Origin of the sequence: Jeongeupia sp. HS-3 (genome assembly GCF_015140455.1) — a bacterium.
Taxonomy (GTDB): Bacteria; Pseudomonadota; Gammaproteobacteria; order Burkholderiales; family Chitinibacteraceae; genus Jeongeupia.
This window is the reverse complement of record NZ_AP024094.1, coordinates 2,951,250-2,975,311: the sequence shown is the minus strand read 5'-3', so window position 1 is coordinate 2,975,311 and position 24,062 is coordinate 2,951,250. Positions and strand designations below refer to the sequence as shown.

Sequence of the window (24,062 nt, the reverse complement as noted above, 5' to 3'; positions counted from 1 at the left end):
GCGTGATGCCGGGTTTGGTGCGGTTGAAGAGACGCGCCGCGTGGCACGCTTGTCAATCAGTGGCGTCACTCGATGGCTTTACTATGCGCCGCCCAGCCGGTCATGCCGCTCAATGGCAGATAGTGGCCATCGTCTACGCCCAGCTCCTCGGCAATCAGCGCATTCAGCTTGGCATTCATGGCCATCACCAGCTCGCCATTGCGTTTGAGATCGATGGCCAGGTTGTGCATTTCGCCCGGATCGTTTTGCAGGTCGAACAGTTCGAGATCGTGGAGCTTCAGCAGCTCATCCATCGATGTCGGCGTGTTGTGCTGCCGCAGCGAGAAATACCGGGCGAACTTGTAACGGCCATCGTTGATGGCGCGAATGCCCGAACGCTTGCTCAGGTCGATCTGCAGCTCACCAGTCGCGGCGGCCTTGGCCTCCGGTGTCATATCCTTGCGGGTACGGATCTTCTGCACCTGCGCCAGATAGTTGGCATCGGTGTAGACCAGCATGCTGTAACAGTACAGGCTCGCCGCCCGCACCGCGTGGACGGGCGCGCGCTCCGGTGCGGCCAACAGGCCCGAGGCATCCCTGCCTTTACGCTTGCCGAGCAATGCCTCGCGGCGCGCGGCGGGCAGGCCGGTCAGGCCGAGCAGTGTCGGCGCCAGATCGAGGTGGCAGGTCATCGCCTTGCAGGTCTTGCCGCCAGGATAGGCCGGATGCTTGATGATGAGCGGCACATGCATCTGCTGCCGGTAAACCGAAGCGCCCTTGCCGTGCATCTGGTGATAGCCGCCCAGCTCGCCGTGGTCGGCGGTGAACACGATGATGGTCTTCTCGGTCAGGCCAAGATTGTCCAGCTCGTCCAGCACGCGAACCAAGTGACTGTCACAATCGCGGATGCAATTGAAGTAATAATCCTGCAATTTGCGCCAGCGGCGATCCTCGTCCGGGAACTGCCCAACCATCGCGGCGCGCGCCTTCTGGTATTCCCAATGCGCAGCAGGCCGGCCCGCTTCATTGAACGGCTGGTGGCGGCTGGCAGGCAAGGGCACCTTATCCCAGCGGGCACGGTAGAGCTTGTGTTGAGGCGGCTGGGCCGGCATCAAGCCCACGCCGCCGTCGTTGATAGAGCCTTTCCATTGCTGACTCTGGCCCGGTTCGTCGGTGTCGATGAACATCACATCGTGCGGGTTGACGAGATTCAACGCCAGGAACCACGGCTTGCCGGCGTCCCGCAATTCCTGTCCGGTACCGCGCAGCCAGTTGACCGTCTGCCCCGTGGTCACCGAGTCGTACATGAAGCCACCCTGAGACAGGCCGATCACGTCACCGATGCCGTGGTAATCCTTGAAGCCATAGCCCTCCATGATCTTGTGCAGCTCGACCGTGGGCTGCAACCCCAGGTCTTCGGGATTGTTGACGTGATCGATCTCGTCACTCAGATGCCACTTGCCCTTGTAAGCCGAGTAATACCCGGCCCCGGTCAGCAGCGTGCCAAGCGTGCCGAGCCCCGGATCAAGATTGAGCCCCTTGGTCCAGGGCAGGCCAATATTGTCGAACATCCGGGTCTGTGGCATATGCCAGCCGGTGTACATCACCGAGCGCGATGAGGTGCAGACGTTGGTATTGTTCTCGTGATGCGCAAAGGTCACGCCTTCGCGCATCAGCCTTTCCCGTCCCGGCACCGGGAAAGGATAGCCGCCTTCGAAATAGCGCTCCTGATCCACGGTGACCAGCAGGATGTTGTATCCCTCGGGTAACTGCAGCGGCGGGCCCATGCCAGCCTGCATTACCGACAGACTTTGCGCCGCCCCGGCGGTCAAGGAGGGAAGGATGCTCGCGCCTGCGGTGATGGCTGCGCTTAACAGGAACGATCGGCGCTCGGCGTCGACGCCTGCTGTCGTTGCTGAGTCCGGGGTTTCAGGTGTCCGACGCTGGCTCATGCTGCGCTCCTTGACATAGCTGTGTGAGGCAATTATCTGCAACGAATGGCAAGGTGTAATGGAACTACTAACCTTGCCCGTGGCCTCCGATAAGTTCAGACGCCGGATGCCCGCTTGGCATCGAAAAAACCATCGCCGACACTTTGCGCACCTTACTCATCCAGGCATGGCGGTCAGCAACGATCCGCAGATTGGCTTGGCCAATTTCGGCGTCAAAATCAGTAGGTACCAGCGCCCTCACAGACAAAGGGGGAGGCCGCCTCCCCCTTTGTCTGTGCTGGCCAGCACCAGATCAGTGCTTGGCCTGCGCCGCCTTGCGTTGCTTCCACACGTAGCCAGCCCACATCAGCAGCAGCCACACCGGCACCAGCCACACCGACACCGACATCCCCGGCGTCATCGCCAGAATCACGATGATCATCGCCATGAAAGCGAGGCAGATCCAGTTGCTGAGCGGATACCAGAACGACTTGAACACCAGCTTCTCGCCCTGCGCGACCATGGCCTTGCGGAACTTGAAGTGGGTCAGGCTGATCAGCGCCCAGTTGAGCACCAGCGCGGCCACGACCAGCGCCATCAACACGCCGAGCGCCTCGGCCGGGATCAGGTAGTTGATGATCACACAGGAGAACGTCGCCAGCCCCGACAGCGCAATCGCCGGCACCGGCACGCCACGGCCGTCGACGTGGGCGAGCACCTTGGGCGCGTTGCCCTGCTGCGCCAGACCATAAAGCATGCGGCTGTTGGCGTAGACGCCGCTGTTGTAGACCGACAGCGCCGCGGTCAGTACGACGAAGTTGAGCACATTGGCGACCCAGCCCTCGCCGATCTGCGAAAAGATCATCACGAAGGGACTGCCGCCCTGGGCGACCTGGCTCCACGGAAACAGCGACAGCAGCACCGTCAGCGCGCCGATGTAGAAAATCAGTATCCGGTAGATCACCTGATTCACCGCCTTGGGGATGCTCTTTTGCGGATCGTCGGCCTCGGCCGCGGTAATGCCGATCAGCTCCAGCCCGCCGAACGAGAACATGATCACCGCCAGCATCATGAACAGCCCGGAGAAGCCGTGCGGGAAGAAGCCGCCGTCGTTCCACAGATTGGTGATCGACGCTTGCGGGCCGCCGGTGCCCGAAATCAGCAGATAGCCGCCGAACACGATCATGCCGATCACCGCCACCACCTTGATGATCGCGAACCAGAACTCGGCCTCGCCATAGAACTTCACATTGGCAAGGTTGATCGCGTTGATCACGGCGAAGAACATCAGCGCCGACAGCCACGGCGGCACCGCCGGCCACCAGTAATTGACGTACACGCCAACCGCGGTCAGCTCGGCCATGCTCACCAGCACGTACAGCACCCAGTAGTTCCAGCCCGACAGAAAGCCCGGGAAATCGCCCCAGTATTTGTAGGCGAAGTGGCTGAACGAACCGGCGACCGGTTCTTGTGCGACCATCTCGCCAAGCTGGCGCATGATCATGAAGGCGATAATGCCGCCGATGGCATAGCCGAGAATCATCGACGGCCCGGCGGCCTTGAGTACGCTGGCCGAACCGAGGAAAAGCCCGGTGCCAATGGCGCCACCAAGCGCGATCAGCTGGATGTGACGGTTCTTCAGCCCGCGCTTTAGACCATCGTGTTGGGTTGTGTCATCCAAGATAGGTGTCCCGCAAACGTGAAAAAATAGACTGCGCCCGCGAGTGTACTTCGCCAAGCGCTCCGGCTTCACTGAGGAAACTCAGTATTCGGTCGTGCGTAACAACTGAAATTTATGCCCGGCTTGCCCGATTGGCGAACATTTCGGCCATCCCTGGGTCTGACATCGGTTCACCTGCAAGCCAAGCAATGGTTTGGCGTAACCTTATCGGCATCTGTTCCGCATATTTTCCTAGCCGTGGCCGGCCACAAGCCGCCCCCGGCGCTCGCCTTTATCCAAGGAGTCGTTTTGTTCAACTGGTTTGAAAAACGGGTGCAACCCTATCCCGACGCCCAGCCGGCGCAACCGCCCAAGGGTTTCTTCGCCTTTATCTGGGCCGGCACCGCCGGCATGCGCGGCTTGATTGCGCTGGTGATCACGCTCACCGCGCTGATTGGCGCGTTCGAAGCGCTGCTGTTCTCGATGATGGGCACCATCGTCGACTGGCTCAGCAAGGTGCCGCCTGCCGAGCTATGGCAGCAGCACGGCAATACCCTGCTGCTGCTCGGCGGCATTCTGCTCGCCAGTCCGCTGGTGATCGCGCTACAGGCGCTGTGCAAATACCAGGCGCTGGCCGGCAATTTCCCGATGCGTTTGCGCTGGAACTTCCACCGCCATCTGCTCGGCCAGAGCATGAGTTTCTATCAGGATGAATTCGCCGGCCGCGTCTCGGCCAAGGTGATGCAAACCGCACTGGCGGTGCGCGAAACGGTGATGATCATTTCCGACATCCTGGTATTCGTGGTGATCTATTTCATCACCATGCTCGCCGTAGTCGGCCGTTTCGATTGGATTCTGGTCGTGCCCTTTCTGGGCTGGCTGGCCTTGTACCTGCTGGCGGTGTGGTACTTCGTGCCGCGGCTGGGCAAGGCCGCCAAGGCGCAGGCCGATGCCCGCAGCCTGATGACCGGGCGCGTCACCGACGCCTACACCAATATCGCCACGGTCAAGCTGTTCAGCCACACCAACCGCGAAGCGGGTTTCGTCAAAACCGCGATGCAGGAATTCATGCAGACCGCTTACCGGCAGATGCGGCTGGTCAGCGGTTTCGAGATCGTCAACCACACGCTGAACATGCTGCTGATCGCCGCCACCACCGGCGCCACGCTGTGGCTGTGGACGCGCGGCGAGGTCGGCGTGGGCGCGGTGGCCGCGGCGACGGCGATGGCGCTGCGGCTCAACGGCATCGCGCACTGGATCATGTGGGAAATGGCCAATCTATTCGAGCAGATCGGTACGGTGCAGGACGGTATCAGCACGCTGTCGCGACCGATCGCGATCACCGATGCGACCGATGCCAAGCCATTGCAAGTGCCGCAAGGCGAAATCCGGTTCGAGAACGTCGGCTTTGCCTACGGCGGCAAACGCCCGGTGGTCGAGCATTTGGACCTGACCATCCGTCCCGGCGAAAAGATCGGCCTGGTCGGACGTTCTGGCGCGGGCAAATCGACGCTGGTGAATCTGCTGCTGCGCTTTTACGACCTCGAACAGGGCCGCATCCTGATCGACGGGCAGGATATTGCCCGCGTCACCCAGGACAGCCTGCGCGCGCAGATCGGCATGGTCACGCAGGACACCTCGCTGCTGCACCGCTCGGTACGCGACAACCTGCTTTACGGTCGCCCCGATGCCAGCGACGAGGCGATGATCGCCGCGGCGCATCGCGCCGAAGCACACGATTTCATCCTGACACTGACCGATCCGAAGGGTCGCAGCGGCTACGAGGCACATGTCGGCGAGCGCGGGGTGAAGCTCTCGGGCGGCCAGCGCCAGCGCGTGGCGATTGCGCGGGTGATGCTCAAGGACGCGCCGATTCTGCTGCTCGATGAAGCGACCAGCGCGCTCGATTCGGAAGTCGAAGCGGCCATCCAGACCAGCCTGTACCGGCTGATGGAAGGCAAGACCGTCGTCGCCATCGCCCACCGGCTGTCGACGATCGCCGCGATGGACAAGCTGATCGTGCTCGACAAGGGCATGATCGTCGAGGCCGGCAGCCATGCCGAACTGCTGGCGCGGGGCGGCCTGTATGCGCGACTATGGGCGCACCAGAGCGGCGGCTTCCTTGGCGAAGAGAGCGAGGATGGCGCAGAAGTCGTCCATTAAGCCTTCGTTCGCAAAAACGGCGCACTTCCGATAAGAAGTGCGCCGTTTTTTTCATGTCATCGCCGATGAGATCAGCCGCGCTGGCGCGCCATCTCGTCGATCGATGCCCGCAGGCAGCCGGGACAAAGGCAATCGGCCGATGGTGGCCACGGCATTGCCGGTGGCAGATCGGCGCACCAGCAACCGCCGTTTGCGCCACCGGTGCCGCAATCAAAGCCAGCGCCGCAATGCGAGCAGACTTTGCCACGCGGCTGTGGCGCCTGCAGACCACGCAGCCGCGCCCATACCTCAGCCTTGCCGGCGTCATCCATGCTTGACCAGGCGGTAATCTCGGCGAGGGTGCGGCGGCAGCCGGTACAGGTCTGGCCGCCGGTATCGAGCGCGCAGCGGCCGACGCAGGGTGAAGGCAGGCCCGGCGGCGTGGGGTAATCGGTCATGGCGGAGCTTTGAATCGGCAAGCCGCCATTGTACCGCCGTGCTACAGCCGTCAGCCGGCGTCGCCGCTGGCAATCTGCCGCAAAGCCTTGGCGAAAGTCTCCGGCGGCTGGCCACCCGAGATCAGGTATTGCTCGTTGATGATCACCGCCGGCACCGAGGAAATGCCCTGCTGCTGGTAGAACGCCTGCTGCTCGCGTACCTCGCCGGCGTAGCGATCGCTGCCGAGTACGGCGCGTGCCTCATCGCTATCCAGCCCCACCGTTTGGGCCAGTGTCACCAGCGTTTCAACGTCACTGACGTTCTGGCCGTGGGTGAAATTAGCGGCGAGCAGCGCCTGTTTCAGCGCCAGTTGCCTGTTTTCACCCAGCTCGCCGGCCCAGTACAGCAGGCGGTGCGCATCAAAGGTGTTGTACGCCCGGCGCCCGGCCATATTGAAGGTAAAACCCAGCTCGGCGCCGCGCGCGCGGATCGCCTCCTGGTTTTGCGCCAGCTGCTCGGCATCCATGCCGTATTTGTCCATCAGATGCTCGGCCACGTCCTGCCCTTCGGGCCCGAGCTGCGGATTCAGCTCGAAGGGCTGAAAGTGCAGATCCAGCGTCACCGCATCGGCCACCTGCTCGGCGGCCTGCAACAGCGATGCCAGACCGATGGCGCACCACGGGCAGGAAACATCGGAAACAAAATCGATTTTCAGCGTGGTCTTCATGGTGCGGCCTCGGCAGCGGCAGGCCGGATTGGCTGCCTGATCTTCTAACAGTTGTGGCTGGGCGGCGCGGAATCAAGCGCCGGGCGGCCGGCGGCTTTAAACTGGGCGGCTTCTTCCTGTCCGCCGCACCATGACCCGACGCACCGCCCCCCTGCCGCTACGCGACGGCGTGGCCCCGAGCTTTCTCGACCTGCCCGCTGGCGACTGGCCCGATCTGCTCGGTTTTCTGATTGCGCGCTTCCCGCATGTGCCGGCGCAACAGTGGATTGAGCGACTGCAACGCGGCGCGCTGGTCGATCAGCACGGCACGCCGTTCAGCCTCGCCAGCGCCTACCTGCCGCATGCGCGCGTCTGGTATTACCGCGAGGTGCCGCCGGAAACGCCGGTGCCGTTCGCATCGCCGCTGTTGTATCGCGATGACTATCTGGTGGTCGCCGACAAGCCGCATTTTCTTGCCTGCATTCCCGCCGGCCGCCATCTGCAGGAAACCCTGCTTACGCGCCTGCGTGCCAGCCTCGGGCTGCCGCAACTGACGCCCATCCACCGGCTCGACCGGGAAACCGCCGGGGTGATGCTGTTCTGTGCGTCGCCGGCGCATCGCGGCGCCTATCAGGCACTGTTTGCCAGCCGCGATGTGCAGAAGGAATACGAGGCCATCGCGCCATTCGACGCCGGGCTGACCCTGCCGCGCGTGCATCGCAGCCGGCTGGAAGAACGCGAGGAAAACTTCACCATGCATGAAGTGCCCGGTGAGCCGAACAGCGAAACCCGGATCGAGTTGATCGAATCCTCCGGCGAACTGGCCCGCTACCGACTGCTGCCGCACACCGGCAAAAAACACCAGCTGCGCGCCCACCTGGCCGCGCTCGGCATCCCCATCGTCAACGACCCGTGGTACCCGGCGATCCTGCCGGACAAGGGCGACGATTTCAGCCAGCCCTTGCAGCTGCTGGCCCGGGCGATCGAATTCGTCGACCCAGTCAGCGGCGAGGCACGCCGGTTCGAAAGCCCGCGCCGGCTCGAACACCCGCTTTAACCGGCCGGCAAGGCCGCGACAAAGCGTCGCAGCTCGTCGGCCAGCAGTTCCGGCGTCTCGAAGCCGGGGAAATGTCCGCCGCGCGGCATGGCCTGCCAGTCGCAGCGGTCGAACCAGCGCTGCGCCCACGTCCTGGGCGCCGGCAGGATGTCGGCCGGAAAAACCGCCACGCCAACCGGCACGCCGTGCCGCGGCGGCGGCGACATCGCGCCGGCATCGGCAAATGCCTCGCGGTACAGCCGTTGCGAGCTGCCGATGGTTTGCGTTGCCCAGTACACGGTCAGCACGGCGCACAGCGCATCGAGGGCGGCGCGGTCGTCCATTCGCAAGCCGCCATCGCGCCAGCCGTGGAATTTCTCGCCTATCCACGCCGCCAGCCCGGCCGGCGTATCGTTCAGCGCCGCGGCAATGGTTTGCGGCTTGCTCGCATGCAACATCGCATAAGCGGACTCCGCTGCACGCCATTGTCCGGCTGCGGCCAGATACGCGGCTTCCTCCGGCGCCAGCGCGCCGTCGGCCGGGTAGCCCGAGAACACGTTGATCATGTGGATGGCGATCAGCTGCCCGGCATGATTGGCGCGCAAACGATCGACCACGCCGGCGCCCATATCGCTGCCGTGCGCCACAAAACGCGCGTAACCGAGTCCCGCCATCAGCCTGGCCCACAGCGCGGCAATCCGGGTGATGTTCATGCCCGGCTCAAGCGGCTGATCGGAAAAACCGTAGCCCGGCAAGGACGGGATCACGATATCGAAAGCCAGCCCGTTCACCGATTTCGTCAGCAGCGGAATCAGCGGCAGCAGTTCCAGAAAACAGCTGGGCCAGCCATTGGTCAGGATCAGCGGAATGCAGTTCGGGCCCTCGCCGCGGACATGCACGAAATGCAGCCCGACGCCGTCAATCTCGGTCCGGAATGCCGGGTAGGCGTTGATGGCCGTTTCCGCTGCGCGCCAGTCGAAATCCTGCCAGTGCGCCAGCAGCGTGCGCAGTACCTGCGGCGGCATGCCCGCCGACCAGCCGTCGCTGTCGATCGCTGCGGCATGGCGCGTGTGCGCCAGCCGCTGGCGGAGATCGCCGAGCGTGGCCTCCGGGATGGCAACGGTAAACGGGGTGATCGAAAGTGCCGACATCGTGCGAGCTCCTTGCCGCGTTGAAAGCAGCAGCTTCGCCCAGTCGCCGGCAATCCGGAATTGCATAAATCCGGCGAGTCGCTATCCTCTTTTGCATGCCCAATCCTCCACCAGACTGGTCGCTCTACCGCTCCTTCATCGCCGTGCTGCGCGAAGGCTCGCTCTCGGCGGCCGCGCGCACGCTCAAGCTCGGCCAGTCGACGCTGAGCCGCCACATCAGCGCGCTGGAAGCCGCGCTGGAGGTCACGCTGTTCACCCGATCGCAGGAAGGCCTGGTGCCGACCAGTGCGGCGCTGGCGTTGCAGCCCGAGGCCGAAGCGCTGGCCGCGGCTGCGGCCGCGCTGGAACTGGCGGTCTCCAACCGGATCGACGACCTGATCCGGCGCGAAGCCGATATTGCCGTACGCGTCGCGCCGCCGAGCCAGGCGGCGCTGCTGGCACAGCGCGTCGGCGAGATCGAGGTCGGGCTGTTCGCCCATCCTGCCTACCTCGCACGGCGTGACGCACCGGTGTCGGTCGCCGGGCTGTTCGCCCACTCGCTGATCGGCTTTGACGCCGGCGCGGCCTACACGCGCACGCTGCAGCTGGATGGCCAGGCGCTGACGCGCGAGCAGTTCAGCCTGCGTACCGACTGCGATCTGGCCCAGCTGGCGATGATCCGCGCAGGGTTCGGCATCGGCGCCTGCCACGCGGCGCTGGCACAGCGCAGCGGCCTGATCCGCATCCTGCCCGGGCACTTTCAGCCGCGCGTACCGGCCTGGGTGGTGATGCACGAAAACCTGCGCAGCACCGCCCGTTACCGCACCGTTTTCGATGCGCTGGTCGACGGCATGCGCGGCTATCTGGGCACGGCGGACTGATGCTGCGGAGCTACTCGCCGGCCCAGTAATCTACCTCGCTGCCGCTGCGCACGACCGCATCAAACCCGCCCTCGCCCGGCGTACCGGTCATCACGCGAAACTTGCCCGAATCGGGATACTCGATCACATCGGGCGCTTGCCGGGTGCCGAAGACCAGATAACGCAAATCGCCGGAGCCGGTATTTCGGATCTGGTGCGCGGTCTCGGGGCCGCCCGCCGGACAGGCGAGCATGTCGCCGGCACGCAGCGCATGACGTTCCGTGCCCAGACGTATTTCGCCCTCGCCGGCAAGCACCAGAAACATTTCCTCGTTGTTGCGGTGGTTGTGAAACGGAAAGGCATGCTGCCCGGGCGGCAGCACGACCAGATTGCAGCCGAGCTGCCGGGCGCTGATCTGCGCGCCGATCATCCCCACTAGCGCGCCATAGGGTCTGGCCGTCCCCGCTGGCGCGGCCAGACCGGCGGGCAGCGGCTGCGGCGTGATCGTGTCGAGATTGAGAATGGTGCAACTCATTGAAGCCTTCCTGCAGGATCGGAGAAAAAGCGCCGGGCAAGACGCGGGCCAAAGCATAGCAAGGGCGCGAGGGCAGGCCCACGTTGCGGCAACGTATCGATACTCTCGCCCGCTGCGCCAGCCCGGCCGAACAAGCTTACTAGCTCAAGAATTACCGTCAGGGAATTGACTCAATGACGGACTGCACCCACCGCTCGTAGCTATCCGATCAGCGGCAAACCCATTCAGCGCAATGCCGCCCCACACCAGCACTCGCGCCAATCAAGGCAAATCGCCTGTTCCAGCCCGATTCGCGAAATGGCCAGAACTGTGCCGACCGCACATTCGTACAATGATTGAAAGTATGTAAAAAGCATTTGTGGCTTTTTTCTTGGATCGAAATATGGGCTGAACTACGGTGATGTAAGGGCGAATGATTGGTGATGCGACGCATAAACGGGCCATCGATCCGTACACGAACGCTGTCGGCAACGCCGTAAAAAACGGTCACATACTTGGAGACGAGAATGTTCAATCAAGCGATCAAACGGCAGCTGGCCGAGCAGCAACAATCGAACAGCACGCAGAAGTCGGTGCTCAACGCCATCAGCCGCGCCATGGCCACCATCGAATTCAAGCCGGACGGCACCATCCTCAGAGCCAACGACAATTTCCTGCTCACCGTCGGTTACAAACTGGAAGACATCGTCGGCAAACACCACCGTATTTTCTGTGAAAAACAATACGCCAGCACGCCCGAATACCAGAATTTCTGGCGCAAGCTGCAGCAGGGCGAATTCATCTCCGGCCAGTTCAAGCGCGTGCGCAACAACGGCGAGGTGGTCTGGCTCGAAGCCTCGTACAACCCGGTTTATGGCGCCGACGGCAAGCTGGAAAGCGTGATCACGTTTGCCCAGGACATCAGCGGCCGCATCAGCGGTACGCAGGAGCAGGAAAACCAGATCAAGGCGATCCACCGCGCCATGGCGGTGATCGAATTCGCACCCAACGGCACCATCCTCACCGCCAACGACAACTTCCTGAAAACCGTCGGTTATACGCTCGACCGGCTGGTCGGCAATCACCACCGGATGTTCTGCGATGACGCCTATACCAGCACCCCGGCCTACGCCCATTTCTGGCAACGACTGAACCAGGGCGAATTCATCGCCGGCCAGTTCGAGCGCCGTGGCGCCGGTGGCAAGGTGATCTGGCTGGAAGCATCGTACAACCCGATGTTCGACGCCGACGGCAAGCTCTACAAGGTGATCAAGTTCGCCAGCGACGTCACCCAGCGCGAACTCGCGATCCAGAACGATGTGGTGCATGTGAAAGAGGCGTACACGCTGTCCGCGCAGACCGAAGAGGTCTCGCAGCAAGGCGCCCGCGTCATCGAAACGGCGGCGCTGGAAATGCGCAATATCGCCGTCAGCGCCAAAACATCATCGCAACTGATCGAAGAACTGGGCGCCAAATCGTCGAGCATTTCGTCGATCGTCAACACCATCAAGGAAATCGCCGACCAAACCAATCTGCTGGCGCTGAACGCCGCGATCGAAGCCGCCCGCGCCGGCGAGCAGGGCCGCGGCTTTGCCGTGGTCGCCGACGAAGTGCGCAAACTGGCCGAGCGCACTTCGGCTTCGACCAGCGAAATCGCCGCGATGATCGACGTCATCCGCAGCGGCACCAGCTCGGCGATTACCGGCGTCAACCAGATGCTGCAACAGGCCGAGCAAGGCGTCGGCTACGCCAACGACGCCGGCGAAGCGATCAACAAAATCCGCGAAAGCAGCAAGCAGGTGCTGGAAGTGATCAACACCTTCTCGGCGGTGGAATCGATCAAGCAGCAATCCCGCGCCTGAGCCCCGTGGCAGCAAAAACGCCCCGTTAGATACGGGGCGTTTTCAATGGGCAGATTCAATCCACACGGCGCCAGATTTCAAGTTCCACACGCACGCCTTGCTCCCAGCGTTCGTTGCGCCACTCGTTACCGCCGACTTGATGGCGGAACACGTAGTCACGCACCTGCCCGTTCACATAGGTACCGACATCAGGCGTTTCGATATACAGATCGCCTTCCAGCCTGTAAGCGCCGCTGCCCGCGCCCCAAAAAGCACCGTCCTGGCAGGATATGAACGAAAAATGCGTTGCGTTGATGACTTTGCGCGAGGTCAGTCCCGCGTCGTAAACGTGCATTTTTTCGCCCTCCATGCACTCACCCGATACCAGCTCCCACGTCCCGATCAATGTGCTCATCGTATCTCCCTTATGGAGGCCGGATTATAGCTTCCTGACACCAAACTCTTTTTGCCTGGTTTGTCGTCATGACAACATACGTAAACTGGCACGGCCACCTCACGCGGAGGGAAGCACATCGGCACGACAGGGCAAGCAGGGATATTTTTCCGGAAAAACAGGCCAATCTCGGAAAACGTCGCCATTCATCGCCGATCGTCGGCATGCACTCCAGCTGGCGATCACGAATCGTAGCCGGACCGCACCGTAGCAGCTACCTGCCGGGCCATCTCCTCAGCCGCACATGATCGACCCGGCCTGACGATTGCGGCGACGATCTTCAACCCGTCCCGGAACTGTCGCACGCCGCCGCACTCTGATGCGGGCAAGCCGGCGATCAGTGTCACAGCCCGTCAGGCTCGCGTCACCATACGGCCGCCGGCCACCATCACACCCACGCAGGAGTAGTTCATGTTCCGTAGTCTGTTAGCCGCTGCCGGTTTCGGCGGCGCCCAGGTCGATACGCGCATTGTCCGGTCCCGGCTCGTGCCGGGCGGCACGCTGCTCGGCGAGGTGGTCCTCAAAGGTGGCGCGGTCGACCAGACCATCGAGGGGCTGCAGCTGGTGCTGTGCACCCAGGTCGAAGTCGAAAGCGACAACGGCGAATACACCAAGCCCCACGCGCTGGCGCACTGGCCGCTGAACGAGCGCTTCGTGCTGCGCGCCGGCGAAACGATGACGATTCCGCTCAACGCGACGCTGCCCGGCGAAACCCCGGTCACCGCACTGCCGTGCCACGACAACCGTACGCACGTCTGGCTGGAAACCCGGCTGGAGATCGCCAGCGCCATCGACGCCTCCGACCGCGACCCGCTGGTCGTCGAACCGACCGAGGCGATGCAATGCACGATCGCCGCGATGGGATCGCTCGGCTACGCGCTGGTGCGCGCCGACGTCGAAGCCGGCTATTTGCAGACCCAGGCCGGCAACAGCCAGAGCGGCTGCTATCAGGAACTCGAATTCCGCCCAAGCGGCTATGGCGGCATCGCCGAGGTCGAGGTCTCCTTCCTGCCCGGCAACGGCGCCACCCATCTCATCATCGAGATCGACCGGCGCCATCGCGGCGACAGCTACCGCGTGGTCAGCGTGCCGCATGCGGGGTTGAGTGCGGCGAGTGTGCAGCGGATGCTGGCGCCGTTGTTCTCGTAAACCACGGCGTAGGGTGGACGACGTGGCCTTGGGCCATTCGGAGCAAAGCGACAATCCGCCATTCAGTGACGTTAATCCGGCGTACTGCGGTTACTTTAATTTTGTATCGTTTGCAAACTGACCCAGCAGATTTTGTACCGCAGGCATAAAGGCTTGGGCGGTTTGATTGCAAGCCGTTTCGCCGTAGTAGCTGGTGGTGTATTTGTATTTTTCCTGTTTTTGTACAGGAGTGCCGTTTGCCGATACAAGCGTGAGAGTCAAAGACCATGACCCATCCATCGAGTCAAATTGGACCAGATCCAAATTGCCAGTTAACTTTTTGTCCGATTTGCTGTCATACGCACCAGCCATCTTCAATTCATCAGTGACTGCACCAGCAATATATTCTGCGAAGGTTTGATCGTCCGGGGTTTTGATCGGACCGACACCACGACATATAATTTGCTTGAGATTGGCTTCGGTAGAAGTAAATTGACCCACGTTATATTTTTTATTGTTATCGCGATAAGCGACGACATTGTCGGCTTTGACCGAATAACGTTGTACTGCATAGGTGGAGCAGCCACTCAACCCGACCAGGACGAGGGATGTCAGAATAAGACGCATCATTTTTATTACTCACCAAGCAAAATAAGTTGGCATTCATTTTCATGAAAATTTCAAATACTTTCAATTTATTTTCAAGACGTGTTGCTTCAGTGTTTTATTTTTGGCAAGCCGATGAGACCGCGTGCGGCGAATACGCCCTACGCGGCGGCAGTCTGCAAAACAAAACCTCCGCTCTTCCATGCAAGGATTTTGTTTATGTCCAACCAGCCAATGCCGCCAATCACACATTCAACATCACGCGTTGTACCCCAAAATTCGGCGCCAAACCCCGCTCCGCCAGCTCGACACTTACCCCACGCCGCTTCGCGTATTCCTCGGCCTGATCCTTGTTCACCTTGCCGACGGCAAAGTACTGAGACTGCGGGTGGCTGAAGTAGAAGCCGCTCACAGCCGAGGTCGGCAGCATGGCGTAGCCACAGGTCATTCATGCCGATGCTGTAGGCGTTCAGAATCTCGAACAGCCCGGTCTTGGCGGTGTGATCTTGTCGTGCAGGTAGCTGGAAAGGGAGAGGTGCGCGCAGTCCTGCTTCAGCCCTTGGCAGGCTCTTTTGGTTTGCCCACGATCAGCTTGGTGCCGGTCTGTTCCGCGAGTTTACGGGCGGCCTCGGAGGCGCGCTTCATCGCTTCGCGCGCGCCGGGTAGATCGGGGTAACGTTGATGCAAATCGGACTGGGGTTTCATGGATTTTCTCCTTCAGCAATCAGCTGGTACGTGCAGGGCAATCTGCGCCAGCATCAGTCGGCCGGCCTGAATCGCTGCCAGTTCAGGGGCAAACGGATAGCCCAGCCGCGATCAGGTCGGCGTTGATGAACGTCGGACAGGCTGCTTCGTTAGGCAGAAATTCGCGGGCAAACGTGATTTTGCCCGCGCCATTCGGCCCGGCGATGATGATGATTTTCTGCTCTGTCACCCGCAGCCTCTCATCACGCGTTGTACCCCAAATTCGGCGCCAAATCCCGCTCCGCCTGCTCGACGCTCACCCCGCGCCGCTGCGCGTATTCCTCGACCTGATCCTTGTTCACCTTGCCGACAGCAAAGTACTGCGATTGCGGGTGGCTGAAGTAGAAGCCGCTCACCGCTGCGGTCGGCAGCATGGCGTAGCCTTCGGTCAGCGTCATGCCGATGTCGTTGGCGTTCAGGATGTCGAACAGCCCGGTCTTGGCGGTGTGGTCCGGGCAGGCCGGGTAGCCGGGGGCCGGGCGGATGCCGCTGTATTTTTCGTCGGTCAGTTCGTCGACGTTCAGCGCTTCGTCGGCAGCGTAGCCCCATAGCTCCTTGCGCACTTTTTCGTGCATGTATTCGGCAAAGCCTTCGGCAAAGCGGTCTGCCAGTGCCTTGACCATAATGGCGCTGTAGTCGTCGTTGGCGTCTTCGAACGCCTTCACGTGCGGGTCGATGCCGATGCCGCCGGTGACGGCGAATGCGCCAATGTAGTCCTGCACGCCCGAGTCCTTCGGCGCGATGAAGTCGGCCAGGCACCAGTTGGGCTTGCCGGCGGCCTTGATGTTCTGCTGGCGCAGGTTGTGCCAGGTCATCAGCGGTTCACCGCGATTTTGTGGATCGGATTCGGGCGAGTAGATTTCGATGTCTTCACCGGCGACCGAATTGGCCGGGAACAGGCCGACGACGCCGTTGGCGGAAATCCATTTCTGCGCGACCAGATCCTTGAGCATCGCTTGTGCATCGGCAAACAGCGCCCGCGCCGATTCGCCGACCACTTCGTCGTTCAGGATTTTCGGATATTTGCCGAACAGCTCCCACGCGTTGAAGAACGGGCTCCAGTCGATATAGGGCTCGATGTCTTCCAGCGGCACGTTCTCGAACTTGATCACGCCCAATTGCTTGGGCTTCGGCGGCGTGTAGCCGGCCCAGTCGAAGCCGGTCGCCGGGGCGAAGCCGTTGGCACGCGCGGCTTCGATGGGCAGGAACTTGGTGCGATCCTTGTTGGCGTGGATGGTGCGGATGTTCTGGTATTCGGCGCGCAGCTTTTCGACGAACGCCGGCTTGAGTTCGTCCGAGAGCAGGCTGGAGCACACGCCGACGGCGCGCGATGCATCGGGCACGTACACCACGTGGCCGGCCGGGTAGCCCGGCTCGATCTTCACCGCGGTGTGCACCTTCGAGGTAGTCGCACCGCCGATCAGCAGCGGCAAGGTAAAGCCTTGGCGCTGCATTTCCTTGGCGACGTGCGCCATTTCTTCGAGCGACGGCGTGATCAGGCCGGATAGCCCGATCATGTCCGCGCCGATTTCCCTGGCGGTATCGAGGATCTTCTGCGCCGGCACCATCACGCCCAGGTCGGTGACCTTGTAGTTGTTGCAACGCAGCACCACGCCGACGATATTCTTGCCGATGTCGTGGACGTCGCCCTTCACCGTCGCCATGACGATATTGCCCTTGGCCGGTGCGTCCTGCAGGCCCATGCGGATTTTTTCTTCCTCGATAAACGGTTCGAGGTGGGCAACGGCGGCCTTCATCACGCGGGCGGATTTCACCACCTGCGGCAAGAACATCTTGCCGGCGCCGAACAGGTCGCCGACGTGGTTCATGCCGGTCATCAGCACGCCTTCGATCACGTGGATCGGCCGCTCGGACGCGAGCCGCGCTTCTTCGGTGTCTTCGACGATAAAGGTGGTGACGCCCTTCACCAGCGCGTGGGTGATGCGCGCTTGCAGGCCTCCTTCACGCCAGCTCAGGTCTTCGCCCTTGGCCTGGTTCACGTCGCCACGGAACGAGTCGGCCAGTGCGATCAGCGTTTCGGTGGTGGCGAGCGGATCGGTTTGGTCGCCGCGCATCAGCACCACGTCCTCGATCGCATCGCGCAGCGCCTGCGGCACTTCTTCGTACACTTCCAGCGCGCCGGCGTTGACGATACCCATCGTCATGCCTTTCTGGATCGCGTGGTAGAGGAACACCGCGTGGATCGCCTCGCGCACCTTGTTGTTGCCGCGGAAGCTGAAGCTCACGTTCGATACGCCGCCGGAAATCTTCGCGTGCGGCAGGTTCTGCTTGATCCAGCCGGTGGCTTCGATGAAATCCAGCCCGTAGCGCGCGTGCTCTTCGATACCGGTGGCAACGGCAAAGATGTTCGGGTCGAAAATGATGTCTTCTGGCGGGAAGCCGACTTCATCGACGAGGATGCGGTAGCTCTTCTCGCAAATCTCGACCTTGCGCGCGAAGGTATCGGCCTGGCCGACTTCGTCGAACGCCATCACGATCACCGCCGCGCCGTAGCGGCGCAGCAGCTTGGCCTGTTCGACGAACTTTTCTACGCCTTCCTTCATCGAGATCGAATTGACGATGCACTTGCCTTGCACGCACTTCAGGCCGGCTTCGATCACGTCCCATTTGGACGAGTCGATCATGATCGGTACGCGCGAAATATCCGGCTCGGCGGCGACCAGATTCAAAAAGGTCACCATGGCCTTGTGGGCGTCGAGCATGCCCTCGTCCATGTTGATGTCGATCACCTGCGCACCGGCCTCGACCTGCTGGCGGGCGACATCGAGCGCGGTCGGGTAATCGCCATTCAAAATCAGCCGCGCAAAGGCCTTGGAGCCGGTGACGTTGGTGCGCTCGCCGACGTTCACGAACAGGTCTTTATCGCCGATATTGAACGGTTCCAGCCCGGAAAGGCGGCACTTGGCTTCGATCTGAGGCAGCGGGCGCGGCGCGACGTCCTTCACCGCCTGATACATTGCAGCGATATGGTCGGGCGTGGTGCCGCAGCAGCCGCCGACGATATTGATCAGCCCCGATTCGGCCCATTCCCTGACGTTGAGCGCCATTTCGGCCGGATCAAGGTCGTAGCCGCCAAAGGCATTCGGCAGGCCGGCGTTGGCGTGCACCGAGACGAAAGTGTCCGAAATCCGGCTCATTTCCTCAACATACGGGCGCAGCAGATCGGGGCCGAGCGCGCAGTTCAGGCCGAACGAAATCGCATCGGCATGGTGCAGCGAGTTGTAGAACGCCTCGGTCGTCTGGCCGGTGAGCGTGCGGCCGGATTGATCGGTAATCGTGCCCGACACCATGATCGGCAGTTTCTCGACATCCGGGTTCTGGTCGAAATAGGTGTGGATGGCGAACACCGCCGCCTTGGCGTTGAGCGTGTCGAACACGGTTTCAACCAGCAGCAGGTCAGCGCCGCCCTTGACCAGGCCGTCGATGGCTTCGAGGTAGCTCTCGACCAGCGCATCGAAAGTCACGTTGCGGTAGCCGGGGTCGTTCACATCCGGGCTGATCGAGCAGGTGCGGTTGGTCGGGCCGAGCACGCCGGCGCAGAAGCGCGGCTTCTCCGGCGTTTTGGCGGTTTGCGCCACGCACAGGTCTTTCACCAGCTTGGCGGCGGCGAAGTTCAGCTCCCACACCAGCGATTCCATTTCGTAGTCGGCCATCGCGATCGATGTGCCGTTGAAACTGTTGGTCTCGATGATGTCGGCGCCGGCATCCAGATACTGCTGGTGGATCGCGCCGATGATGTCCGGCTGCGAGAGCACCAAGAGGTCGTTGTTGCCCTTCACGTCGCAGTGCCAGTCGGCAAAGCGCTCGCCACGGTACGCCGCCTCGTCCAGCGTGTACTGCTGGATCATCGTCCCCATGCCGCCGTCGAGAATCAGGATGCGATCGTTCAGCAGGGATTGCAGATGGAGGGTGCGGGCGGCGGGGATGCTCATGGCTTATCCGGTTGATTCAACGGCGAAAACCGGCAATTTTACCACATCGTTCCGCAACGCCTCCGCACGCGGCGCTATCCCTGTGTCACATTGCAGTGCAACAATCGCCCTTGCAGGTCTCGAAAGGACTTGCCATAACGGTATTTGCGACCAAGGAGACACCCAGCATGATGAGTTCTTCCGAGCGTCTCGCCACCGCGACCACTTTGCAGGCCCGACTCGGCCTGCTGTGGCAACGCCGGCTGCGCGATGCACTGACCCGCTTTACCCACGCTCAAACCGTTCCCGAGCTGCCGTTCACGGCCAATCCCTTTTTTGCCGCCTTCGATTACCTGAGCGACAGCTTCGAGCGCCAGGTGCTGTTCTGGGACACGCTGCGCCAGCGCGGCGACAACTACCTCGAACACGAAAAGGCCGGCAAGCCGCCGCTACTGCATTTCGCCTACGACATCATCCTCGATGCGCGCACCTTCAAGCGCCCGGTGAACTACGCGTTGGCGGCCATCACCCCGCCCGAAGGCGTAAAAATCGATCCGGCCTCCCGCCCCTACGTGATCCTCGATCCGCGTGCCGGCCACGGCCCGGGCATCGGTGGCTTCAAGGATGATTCCGAAGTCGGCATGGCCTTGCGCGCCGGCAACCCGGTGTATTTCTGCATCTTCTTCCCCGAACCCGAAGCCGGCCAGACGCTCGCCGACGTGACCGCAACGCAAGCCGAATTCCTGCGTGAAGTCATCCGCCGCCACCCCGATTCGCCCAAGCCGGCGCTTGTCGGCAACTGCCAGGGCGGCTGGGCGGCCATGCTGGTCGCAGCCCAAAACCCCGAGCTGGTCGGCGCGCTGGTGATGAATGGCGCACCGGTGTCGTACTGGGCCGGCAACGACGGCGGCAACCCGATGCGCTACGCTGGCGGCAATCTCGGCGGCGCGTGGAGCGCGCTGCTGGCATCCGATCTGGGGGGCGGCAAGTTCGACGGCGCCTACCTGGTCGACAATTTCGAGAACCTCGATCCGGCCAACACGCTGGTGACCAAGAACTATCACCTGTACGACCAGATCGATACCGAACCGCCGCGTTTCCTCGACTTCGAACGCTGGTGGGGTGGCTACTTCCTGATGAACGAGGAAGAAATCCGCTGGATCGTCGAAAACCTGTTCATCGGCAACAACCTGACCGAAGGCAAGGCCACCGCCCGCAGCGGCGCCTACGACCTGCACCAGCTGCGCGCGCCGGTGGTGGTGTTCGCGTCGATGGGCGACAACATCACGCCACCGCAGCAGGCGTTCAACTGGATTCTCGATCTCTATCCGAGCACCGCGGCGCTGAAAGCATCGGGCCAGGTTGTCGTCGGCCTCGAGCACAAGACCACCGGCCATCTCGGCATCTTTGTTTCGGCCAAGATCGCGCTGAAAGAACACGCCAAGATCGTCGAGCTGCTTGAAGTGATCGAGACACTCGAACCGGGCCTGTATCAGCTGAAGATCGATACCGTCACCGGCGACGACGGCCAGCCGCGCTACGAGGCCGAGCTGATCGAGCGCGCGGTCGAGGAACTGCGCGGCCTGCAAAAGTTCGAGCGCCATGACGAAGCGCCGTTTGCCGCCGTCGAAGCCATCTCGGCACTGGGTACGTCGATTTACTCGACCCTGGTACGACCATGGCTTGCACCGCTGGTAACCGAAGATGCCGCCAAGATCGGCCGGCAGCTGCATCCGCTGCGCGTGCAGCACTGGGGCTGGTCCAGCCTCAATCCGCTCGCCAGACTCAACGCCGGTCTGGCCGAGGTGGTGCGCGAGCATCGTAAGCCACGCGATCCCGAGCTGCGCACGCTGGAACGCTGGGGTACGAAGCAGCTGGCGACGTCGCTCGATCTGTACCGCGACCTGCGCGACGCCAAGAGCGAGCTGGAGTTCTTCAGTCTCTACGGCATGCTGGCGCTCGCCGGCATCGGCAGCGAAAACATCCCGGATTACCTGAAAAAAGATGGCCAGGCCGAGCCGGACTTCGATGACGCCGCACTGCTGGCAAGGCTGCCGCAGGGCGACAACGCCGACGGCATGATCCGGCTGGCGATCCTGATTACGCAGGGGCTGTCGTCGATCAAGGTCGAACGCCGCAGTGCCGCGTATGAATGGCTGGTGCAGGAACGCACGCTCGCGGCGCTGAGCCCGCAAGAACGCCACACCAAGCTGCGTGAACAGGCGCTGCTGGTCTGGCGCTTCCCGGCCGAGGCTCGCAAGACGCTGCCGCAGCTGTTTGACAGCCGCGACGCACTGGCGACCGCATTCGAGCACTTCGATGCGCTGATCCATGTCATTCCCGGCGCCACCGAAGCCTTGCACAATCTGGCCGAGTTGCGGGCCGAACTCCTGCCGATCACGCCGCAGAAGCCGGTGCCTAGCGTGCCTGAGCCCGCCCGGCAGGCCGCCGAAACCGACCCGGCCCGAACGGTCACACGGCGCAAACCGGCAGCGAAACCCGTCACCCCGGCCAACGACGATGCCAAACCGGCCCGTCGCCGCCCGACCACATCCCGCCCCAAAGAGGATAAAGAATGAAATCGCTTGAAGGCCGCGTTGCCCTGATTACCGGCATCGCCAACGACCACTCGATCGCCTACGGCGTCGCCCGCTCGCTCAAGGCGCGTGGCGCCCAGCTGGTGATCACCTACGTCAACGATCGCACGCTCGACTTCATCAAGCCGCTGCTGCCGGAGCTGGAACCGGCGCTGCTGCTCAAGTGCGACGTCAGCGACGATGCCTCGCTCGACGCGACTTTTGCCGCGATCACCGACAAGTTCGGCAAGCTCGACATCGCGCTGCATTCGATCGCGTTCGCGCAAAAGGACGACCTGCACGGCCGCGTGGTCGATACCAGCCGCGACGGTTTCCTGCAGGCGATGGACATCTCCTGCCATTCCTTCGTGCGCATCGCCAAGCTGGCCGAACCGCTGATGAAGGACGGCGGCACGCTGATCACGATGAGCTACTACGGCGCCGAGAAGGTCGTGCCGAACTACGGCGTGATGGGGCCGGTGAAGGCCGCGCTGGAAAGCGTTGCCCGCTACTTGGCCAACGAACTGGGCCCGAAGAAGATCCGCGTCCACGCGGTCTCGCCGGGCCCGGTGCAAACCCGTGCCGCTAGCGGCATCCGCGAATTCGGCCTGTTGATCGAAAACTCGATCCAGCACGCACCGCTGCGCGAGCTGATCGACATCGACGACGTCGGCGAAGCCACGGCCTTCCTGTGCGAAGACGGCGCCAAGCGCATTACCGGCTCGGTGTTCTACGTCGATGGCGGGATCAACATCGTTTCGTAAGCATGTCGTTGCCAATAAAAAACCGGCCATCAAGGCCGGTTTTTTATTGCTTGGCGTTACGCAGCGAGGAAAAGCTTGTACGCCTCGTTCTCGGTCTCGATCCAGTACGGGTAGCCGAGCTTGTCGAGGAAGGCGGCGAATTCGGCATCGTCCTGCGGCGGCACCTGGATGCCGACGAGGATGCGGGCGTAATCGGCGCCGTGGTTGCGGTAGTGGAACAGGCTGATGTTCCAAGTCTCGCTCATGTTCTCGAGGAAGTTGAGCAGCGCGCCCGGACGCTCCGGGAATTCGAAGCGCAGCAGCCGCTCGTTGGTCACCTGTGGCGCATGGCCACCGACCAGATGGCGGACGTGCAGCTTGGCCAGCTCGTTGTCGGTCAGGTCGGTTGCCGGCAGGCCGTTATTGGCGAGCTTTTCAATCAGCTCGGTGACTTCATGACGGTTCTGGATCGACAGGCCGACGAACACATGCGCCTCGTCGTCGGCACCGTAGCGGTAGTTGAACTCGGTAACGTTGCGCGCGCCGATCAGGCTGCAGAACTTGCGGAACGCGCCCGGTTGTTCCGGTACGGTCACGGCAACCACGGCTTCGCGGCCCTCGCCCAGTTCGGCCTGCTCGGCCACATAGCGCAGCCGGTCGAAATTCATGTTCGCGCCCGAAGCGATCGCCACGAAGGTCTTGCCCTCGGCCTTCTCGCGCGCGGCCCACGCCTTGGCGCCGGCGATCGCCAGTGCACCGGCGGGTTCGAGAATCGAGCGGGTGTCTTCGAACACGTCCTTGATCGCCGCGCACATCGCGTCGGTGTCGACGAGGATGACGTCGTCGACGAATTGCCGGCAGACGCGGAAGGTTTCCTCGCCGACCTGTTTGACCGCGACGCCATCGGCGAAAATGCCGACCTGCGGCAGGTTCACGCGCTCGCCCAGTTTCAGCGACAGATACATCGCATTGGCATCGGTCGGCTCGACGCCGATGATCTTCACTTCGGGCCGCAGGCGCTTGATGTACGCGGCCACGCCGGCGATCAGGCCGCCACCGCCGACCGGGATGAACACGGCATCGAGCGGATCGGGGTGCTGCATGAGGATTTCCATGCCACAGGTGCCCTGGCCGGCGATCACGTCGGGATCGTCGAACGGATGGATGAAGGTCGCACCGCTTTCCTCGACCAGCTTCATCGCGTGCGCATAGCAATCGGAATACGAATCGCCGACCAGCACCGCCTCGGCGCCACGGCGCGTGACCGCGTCGACCTTGATGCGCGGCGTGGTGGCCGGCATGACGATGGTGGCGCGACAGCCGAGCTTTTGCGCCGACATTGCCACGCCCTGCGCATGGTTGCCGGCCGACGCGGCAATCACGCCACGATCGAGATCGGCGCGCGACAGCTTGACCATGCGGTTGTAGGCGCCGCGAATCTTGAACGAGAACACCGGCTGCATGTCTTCACGCTTGAGCAGAATCTGGTTGCCAATGCGGCGCGACAAATTCGGTGCGAGTTCGAGCGGCGTTTCAATCGCCGCGTCGTACACGCGGGCGGTGAGGATGCGTTCAAGGTAATCGTTCGGCGGATTGGTCATGGCGTTTCGCTTCTTGGCTGAGCTTGGCAACGGGAAATACG

19 protein-coding genes are annotated in these 24,062 nt (G+C 62.4%); 7 read left to right on the top strand and 12 right to left on the bottom strand.

The features are described 5' to 3' along the window. Positions 1-65: 65 nt before the first annotated feature. Together JLC71_RS14300 and JLC71_RS14295 are read right to left on the bottom strand one after the other, a co-directional pair. On the bottom strand, positions 66-1,931 hold the full coding sequence (locus tag JLC71_RS14300; protein WP_200916114.1) for a sulfatase family protein: 1,866 nt from the start codon (positions 1,929-1,931) through the stop codon (positions 66-68). Between the two features lie 292 nt (positions 1,932-2,223). After that, a complete protein-coding gene (locus JLC71_RS14295; protein ID WP_200916113.1) occupies positions 2,224-3,591 on the bottom strand; it encodes an amino acid permease in 1,368 nt (455 codons plus the stop codon). 288 nt (positions 3,592-3,879) lie between these two features. On the opposite strand from JLC71_RS14295, the gene JLC71_RS14290 reads away from it, so the two are divergent. After that, a complete protein-coding gene (locus tag JLC71_RS14290; protein ID WP_200916112.1) occupies positions 3,880-5,733 on the top strand; it encodes an ABC transporter ATP-binding protein in 1,854 nt (617 codons plus the stop codon). Positions 5,734-5,804: 71 nt separating this feature from the next. On the opposite strand, the gene JLC71_RS14285 is transcribed toward JLC71_RS14290, so the two are convergent. Continuing rightward, entirely contained in the window at positions 5,805-6,170 is a 366-nt protein-coding gene (locus JLC71_RS14285; protein WP_200916111.1) for a DUF1289 domain-containing protein, read from the bottom strand. Positions 6,171-6,220: 50 nt separating this feature from the next. Beyond that, entirely contained in the window at positions 6,221-6,877 is a 657-nt protein-coding gene (locus JLC71_RS14280; RefSeq protein WP_200916110.1) for a DsbA family oxidoreductase, read from the bottom strand. A gap of 130 nt (positions 6,878-7,007) precedes the next feature. Here JLC71_RS14280 and JLC71_RS14275 point away from each other — a divergent pair, with 130 nt between their 5' ends. Continuing rightward, positions 7,008-7,913, top strand: coding sequence for a pseudouridine synthase (locus tag JLC71_RS14275; protein ID WP_200916109.1), 906 nt, complete (start codon positions 7,008-7,010; stop codon positions 7,911-7,913). Here JLC71_RS14275 and JLC71_RS14270 read toward each other — a convergent pair. Further along, positions 7,910-9,043: an epoxide hydrolase family protein gene (locus tag JLC71_RS14270; protein WP_200916108.1), complete on the bottom strand. Its 1,134-nt coding sequence runs from the start codon at positions 9,041-9,043 to the stop codon at positions 7,910-7,912. The two genes, JLC71_RS14275 and JLC71_RS14270, sit on opposite strands and share 4 nt — an antisense overlap. A 95-nt stretch (positions 9,044-9,138) precedes the next feature. Here JLC71_RS14270 and JLC71_RS14265 point away from each other — a divergent pair, with 95 nt between their 5' ends. Beyond that, entirely contained in the window at positions 9,139-9,903 is a 765-nt protein-coding gene (locus JLC71_RS14265) for a LysR family transcriptional regulator (protein ID WP_200916107.1), read from the top strand. Positions 9,904-9,913: 10 nt separating this feature from the next. Here the strand turns inward: JLC71_RS14265 and JLC71_RS14260 are convergent, their stop codons facing one another. Beyond that, positions 9,914-10,417 (bottom strand): cupin domain-containing protein, encoded by a 504-nt coding sequence (locus tag JLC71_RS14260; protein ID WP_200916106.1) that lies wholly within the window; start codon positions 10,415-10,417, stop codon positions 9,914-9,916. 506 nt (positions 10,418-10,923) lie between these two features. Here JLC71_RS14260 and JLC71_RS16665 point away from each other — a divergent pair. Further along, positions 10,924-12,258 (top strand): methyl-accepting chemotaxis protein, encoded by a 1,335-nt coding sequence (locus JLC71_RS16665; RefSeq protein ID WP_200916105.1) that lies wholly within the window; start codon positions 10,924-10,926, stop codon positions 12,256-12,258. A gap of 55 nt (positions 12,259-12,313) precedes the next feature. Here the strand turns inward: JLC71_RS16665 and JLC71_RS14250 are convergent, their stop codons facing one another. After that, positions 12,314-12,652, bottom strand: a complete 339-nt coding sequence (locus tag JLC71_RS14250) for a hypothetical protein (protein ID WP_200916104.1) — start codon at positions 12,650-12,652, stop codon at positions 12,314-12,316. Positions 12,653-13,102: 450 nt separating this feature from the next. Between JLC71_RS14250 and JLC71_RS14245 the strand changes: the two genes are divergently transcribed. Then, positions 13,103-13,840: a sporulation protein gene (locus tag JLC71_RS14245; protein ID WP_200916103.1), complete on the top strand. Its 738-nt coding sequence runs from the start codon at positions 13,103-13,105 to the stop codon at positions 13,838-13,840. A gap of 90 nt (positions 13,841-13,930) precedes the next feature. Here the strand turns inward: JLC71_RS14245 and JLC71_RS14240 are convergent, their stop codons facing one another. The 4 genes from JLC71_RS14240 to metH all read right to left on the bottom strand — a co-directional run bounded on the left by JLC71_RS14240 (position 13,931) and on the right by metH (position 19,122). Further along, positions 13,931-14,449 carry a hypothetical protein gene (locus JLC71_RS14240; RefSeq protein WP_200916102.1) on the bottom strand — a complete coding sequence of 173 codons (519 nt, stop codon included), beginning with the start codon at positions 14,447-14,449 and terminating at the stop codon, positions 13,931-13,933. A gap of 220 nt (positions 14,450-14,669) precedes the next feature. Further along, on the bottom strand, positions 14,670-14,873 hold the full coding sequence (locus tag JLC71_RS14235; protein ID WP_200916101.1) for a vitamin B12 dependent-methionine synthase activation domain-containing protein: 204 nt from the start codon (positions 14,871-14,873) through the stop codon (positions 14,670-14,672). A 104-nt stretch (positions 14,874-14,977) separates the two neighbouring features. Further along, entirely contained in the window at positions 14,978-15,130 is a 153-nt protein-coding gene (locus tag JLC71_RS14230; protein WP_200916100.1) for a hypothetical protein, read from the bottom strand. A 242-nt stretch (positions 15,131-15,372) separates the two neighbouring features. Further along, on the bottom strand, positions 15,373-19,122 hold the full coding sequence (metH, locus tag JLC71_RS14225) for a methionine synthase (RefSeq protein ID WP_200916099.1): 3,750 nt from the start codon (positions 19,120-19,122) through the stop codon (positions 15,373-15,375). A 167-nt stretch (positions 19,123-19,289) separates the two neighbouring features. On the opposite strand from metH, the gene JLC71_RS14220 reads away from it, so the two are divergent. Together JLC71_RS14220 and fabI are read left to right on the top strand one after the other, a co-directional pair. Then, entirely contained in the window at positions 19,290-21,680 is a 2,391-nt protein-coding gene (locus tag JLC71_RS14220; protein ID WP_200916098.1) for a DUF3141 domain-containing protein, read from the top strand. After that, a complete protein-coding gene (gene fabI, locus JLC71_RS14215) occupies positions 21,677-22,441 on the top strand; it encodes an enoyl-ACP reductase FabI (protein ID WP_200916097.1) in 765 nt (254 codons plus the stop codon). The genes JLC71_RS14220 and fabI overlap by 4 nt, the downstream gene beginning before the upstream one ends. A gap of 56 nt (positions 22,442-22,497) precedes the next feature. Here fabI and ilvA read toward each other — a convergent pair whose 3' ends face one another. After that, positions 22,498-24,021: a threonine ammonia-lyase, biosynthetic gene (gene ilvA / locus JLC71_RS14210; protein ID WP_200916096.1), complete on the bottom strand. Its 1,524-nt coding sequence runs from the start codon at positions 24,019-24,021 to the stop codon at positions 22,498-22,500. Between the last annotated feature and the right edge of the window lie 41 nt (positions 24,022-24,062).

What these genes read in the sequence shown, in the direction of transcription:
- JLC71_RS14230 (WP_200916100.1), bottom strand. Translation starts at nt 15,130, where the DNA reads ATGAAACCCCAGTCCGATTTGCATCAACGTTACCCCGATCTACCCGGC.
- JLC71_RS16665 (WP_200916105.1), top strand. Translation starts at nt 10,924, where the DNA reads ATGTTCAATCAAGCGATCAAACGGCAGCTGGCCGAGCAGCAACAATCG.
- JLC71_RS14270 (WP_200916108.1), bottom strand. Translation starts at nt 9,043, where the DNA reads ATGTCGGCACTTTCGATCACCCCGTTTACCGTTGCCATCCCGGAGGCC.
- ilvA (WP_200916096.1), bottom strand. Translation starts at nt 24,021, where the DNA reads ATGACCAATCCGCCGAACGATTACCTTGAACGCATCCTCACCGCCCGC.
- JLC71_RS14235 (WP_200916101.1), bottom strand. Translation starts at nt 14,873, where the DNA reads ATGACCTGTGGCTACGCCATGCTGCCGACCTCGGCTGTGAGCGGCTTC.
- JLC71_RS14275 (WP_200916109.1), top strand. Translation starts at nt 7,008, where the DNA reads ATGACCCGACGCACCGCCCCCCTGCCGCTACGCGACGGCGTGGCCCCG.
- JLC71_RS14220 (WP_200916098.1), top strand. Translation starts at nt 19,290, where the DNA reads ATGATGAGTTCTTCCGAGCGTCTCGCCACCGCGACCACTTTGCAGGCC.
- JLC71_RS14285 (WP_200916111.1), bottom strand. Translation starts at nt 6,170, where the DNA reads ATGACCGATTACCCCACGCCGCCGGGCCTGCCTTCACCCTGCGTCGGC.
- JLC71_RS14260 (WP_200916106.1), bottom strand. Translation starts at nt 10,417, where the DNA reads ATGAGTTGCACCATTCTCAATCTCGACACGATCACGCCGCAGCCGCTG.
- JLC71_RS14250 (WP_200916104.1), bottom strand. Translation starts at nt 12,652, where the DNA reads ATGAGCACATTGATCGGGACGTGGGAGCTGGTATCGGGTGAGTGCATG.
- metH (WP_200916099.1), bottom strand. Translation starts at nt 19,122, where the DNA reads ATGAGCATCCCCGCCGCCCGCACCCTCCATCTGCAATCCCTGCTGAAC.
- JLC71_RS14300 (WP_200916114.1), bottom strand. Translation starts at nt 1,931, where the DNA reads ATGAGCCAGCGTCGGACACCTGAAACCCCGGACTCAGCAACGACAGCA.
- JLC71_RS14240 (WP_200916102.1), bottom strand. Translation starts at nt 14,449, where the DNA reads ATGATGCGTCTTATTCTGACATCCCTCGTCCTGGTCGGGTTGAGTGGC.
- fabI (WP_200916097.1), top strand. Translation starts at nt 21,677, where the DNA reads ATGAAATCGCTTGAAGGCCGCGTTGCCCTGATTACCGGCATCGCCAAC.
- JLC71_RS14280 (WP_200916110.1), bottom strand. Translation starts at nt 6,877, where the DNA reads ATGAAGACCACGCTGAAAATCGATTTTGTTTCCGATGTTTCCTGCCCG.
- JLC71_RS14265 (WP_200916107.1), top strand. Translation starts at nt 9,139, where the DNA reads ATGCCCAATCCTCCACCAGACTGGTCGCTCTACCGCTCCTTCATCGCC.
- JLC71_RS14245 (WP_200916103.1), top strand. Translation starts at nt 13,103, where the DNA reads ATGTTCCGTAGTCTGTTAGCCGCTGCCGGTTTCGGCGGCGCCCAGGTC.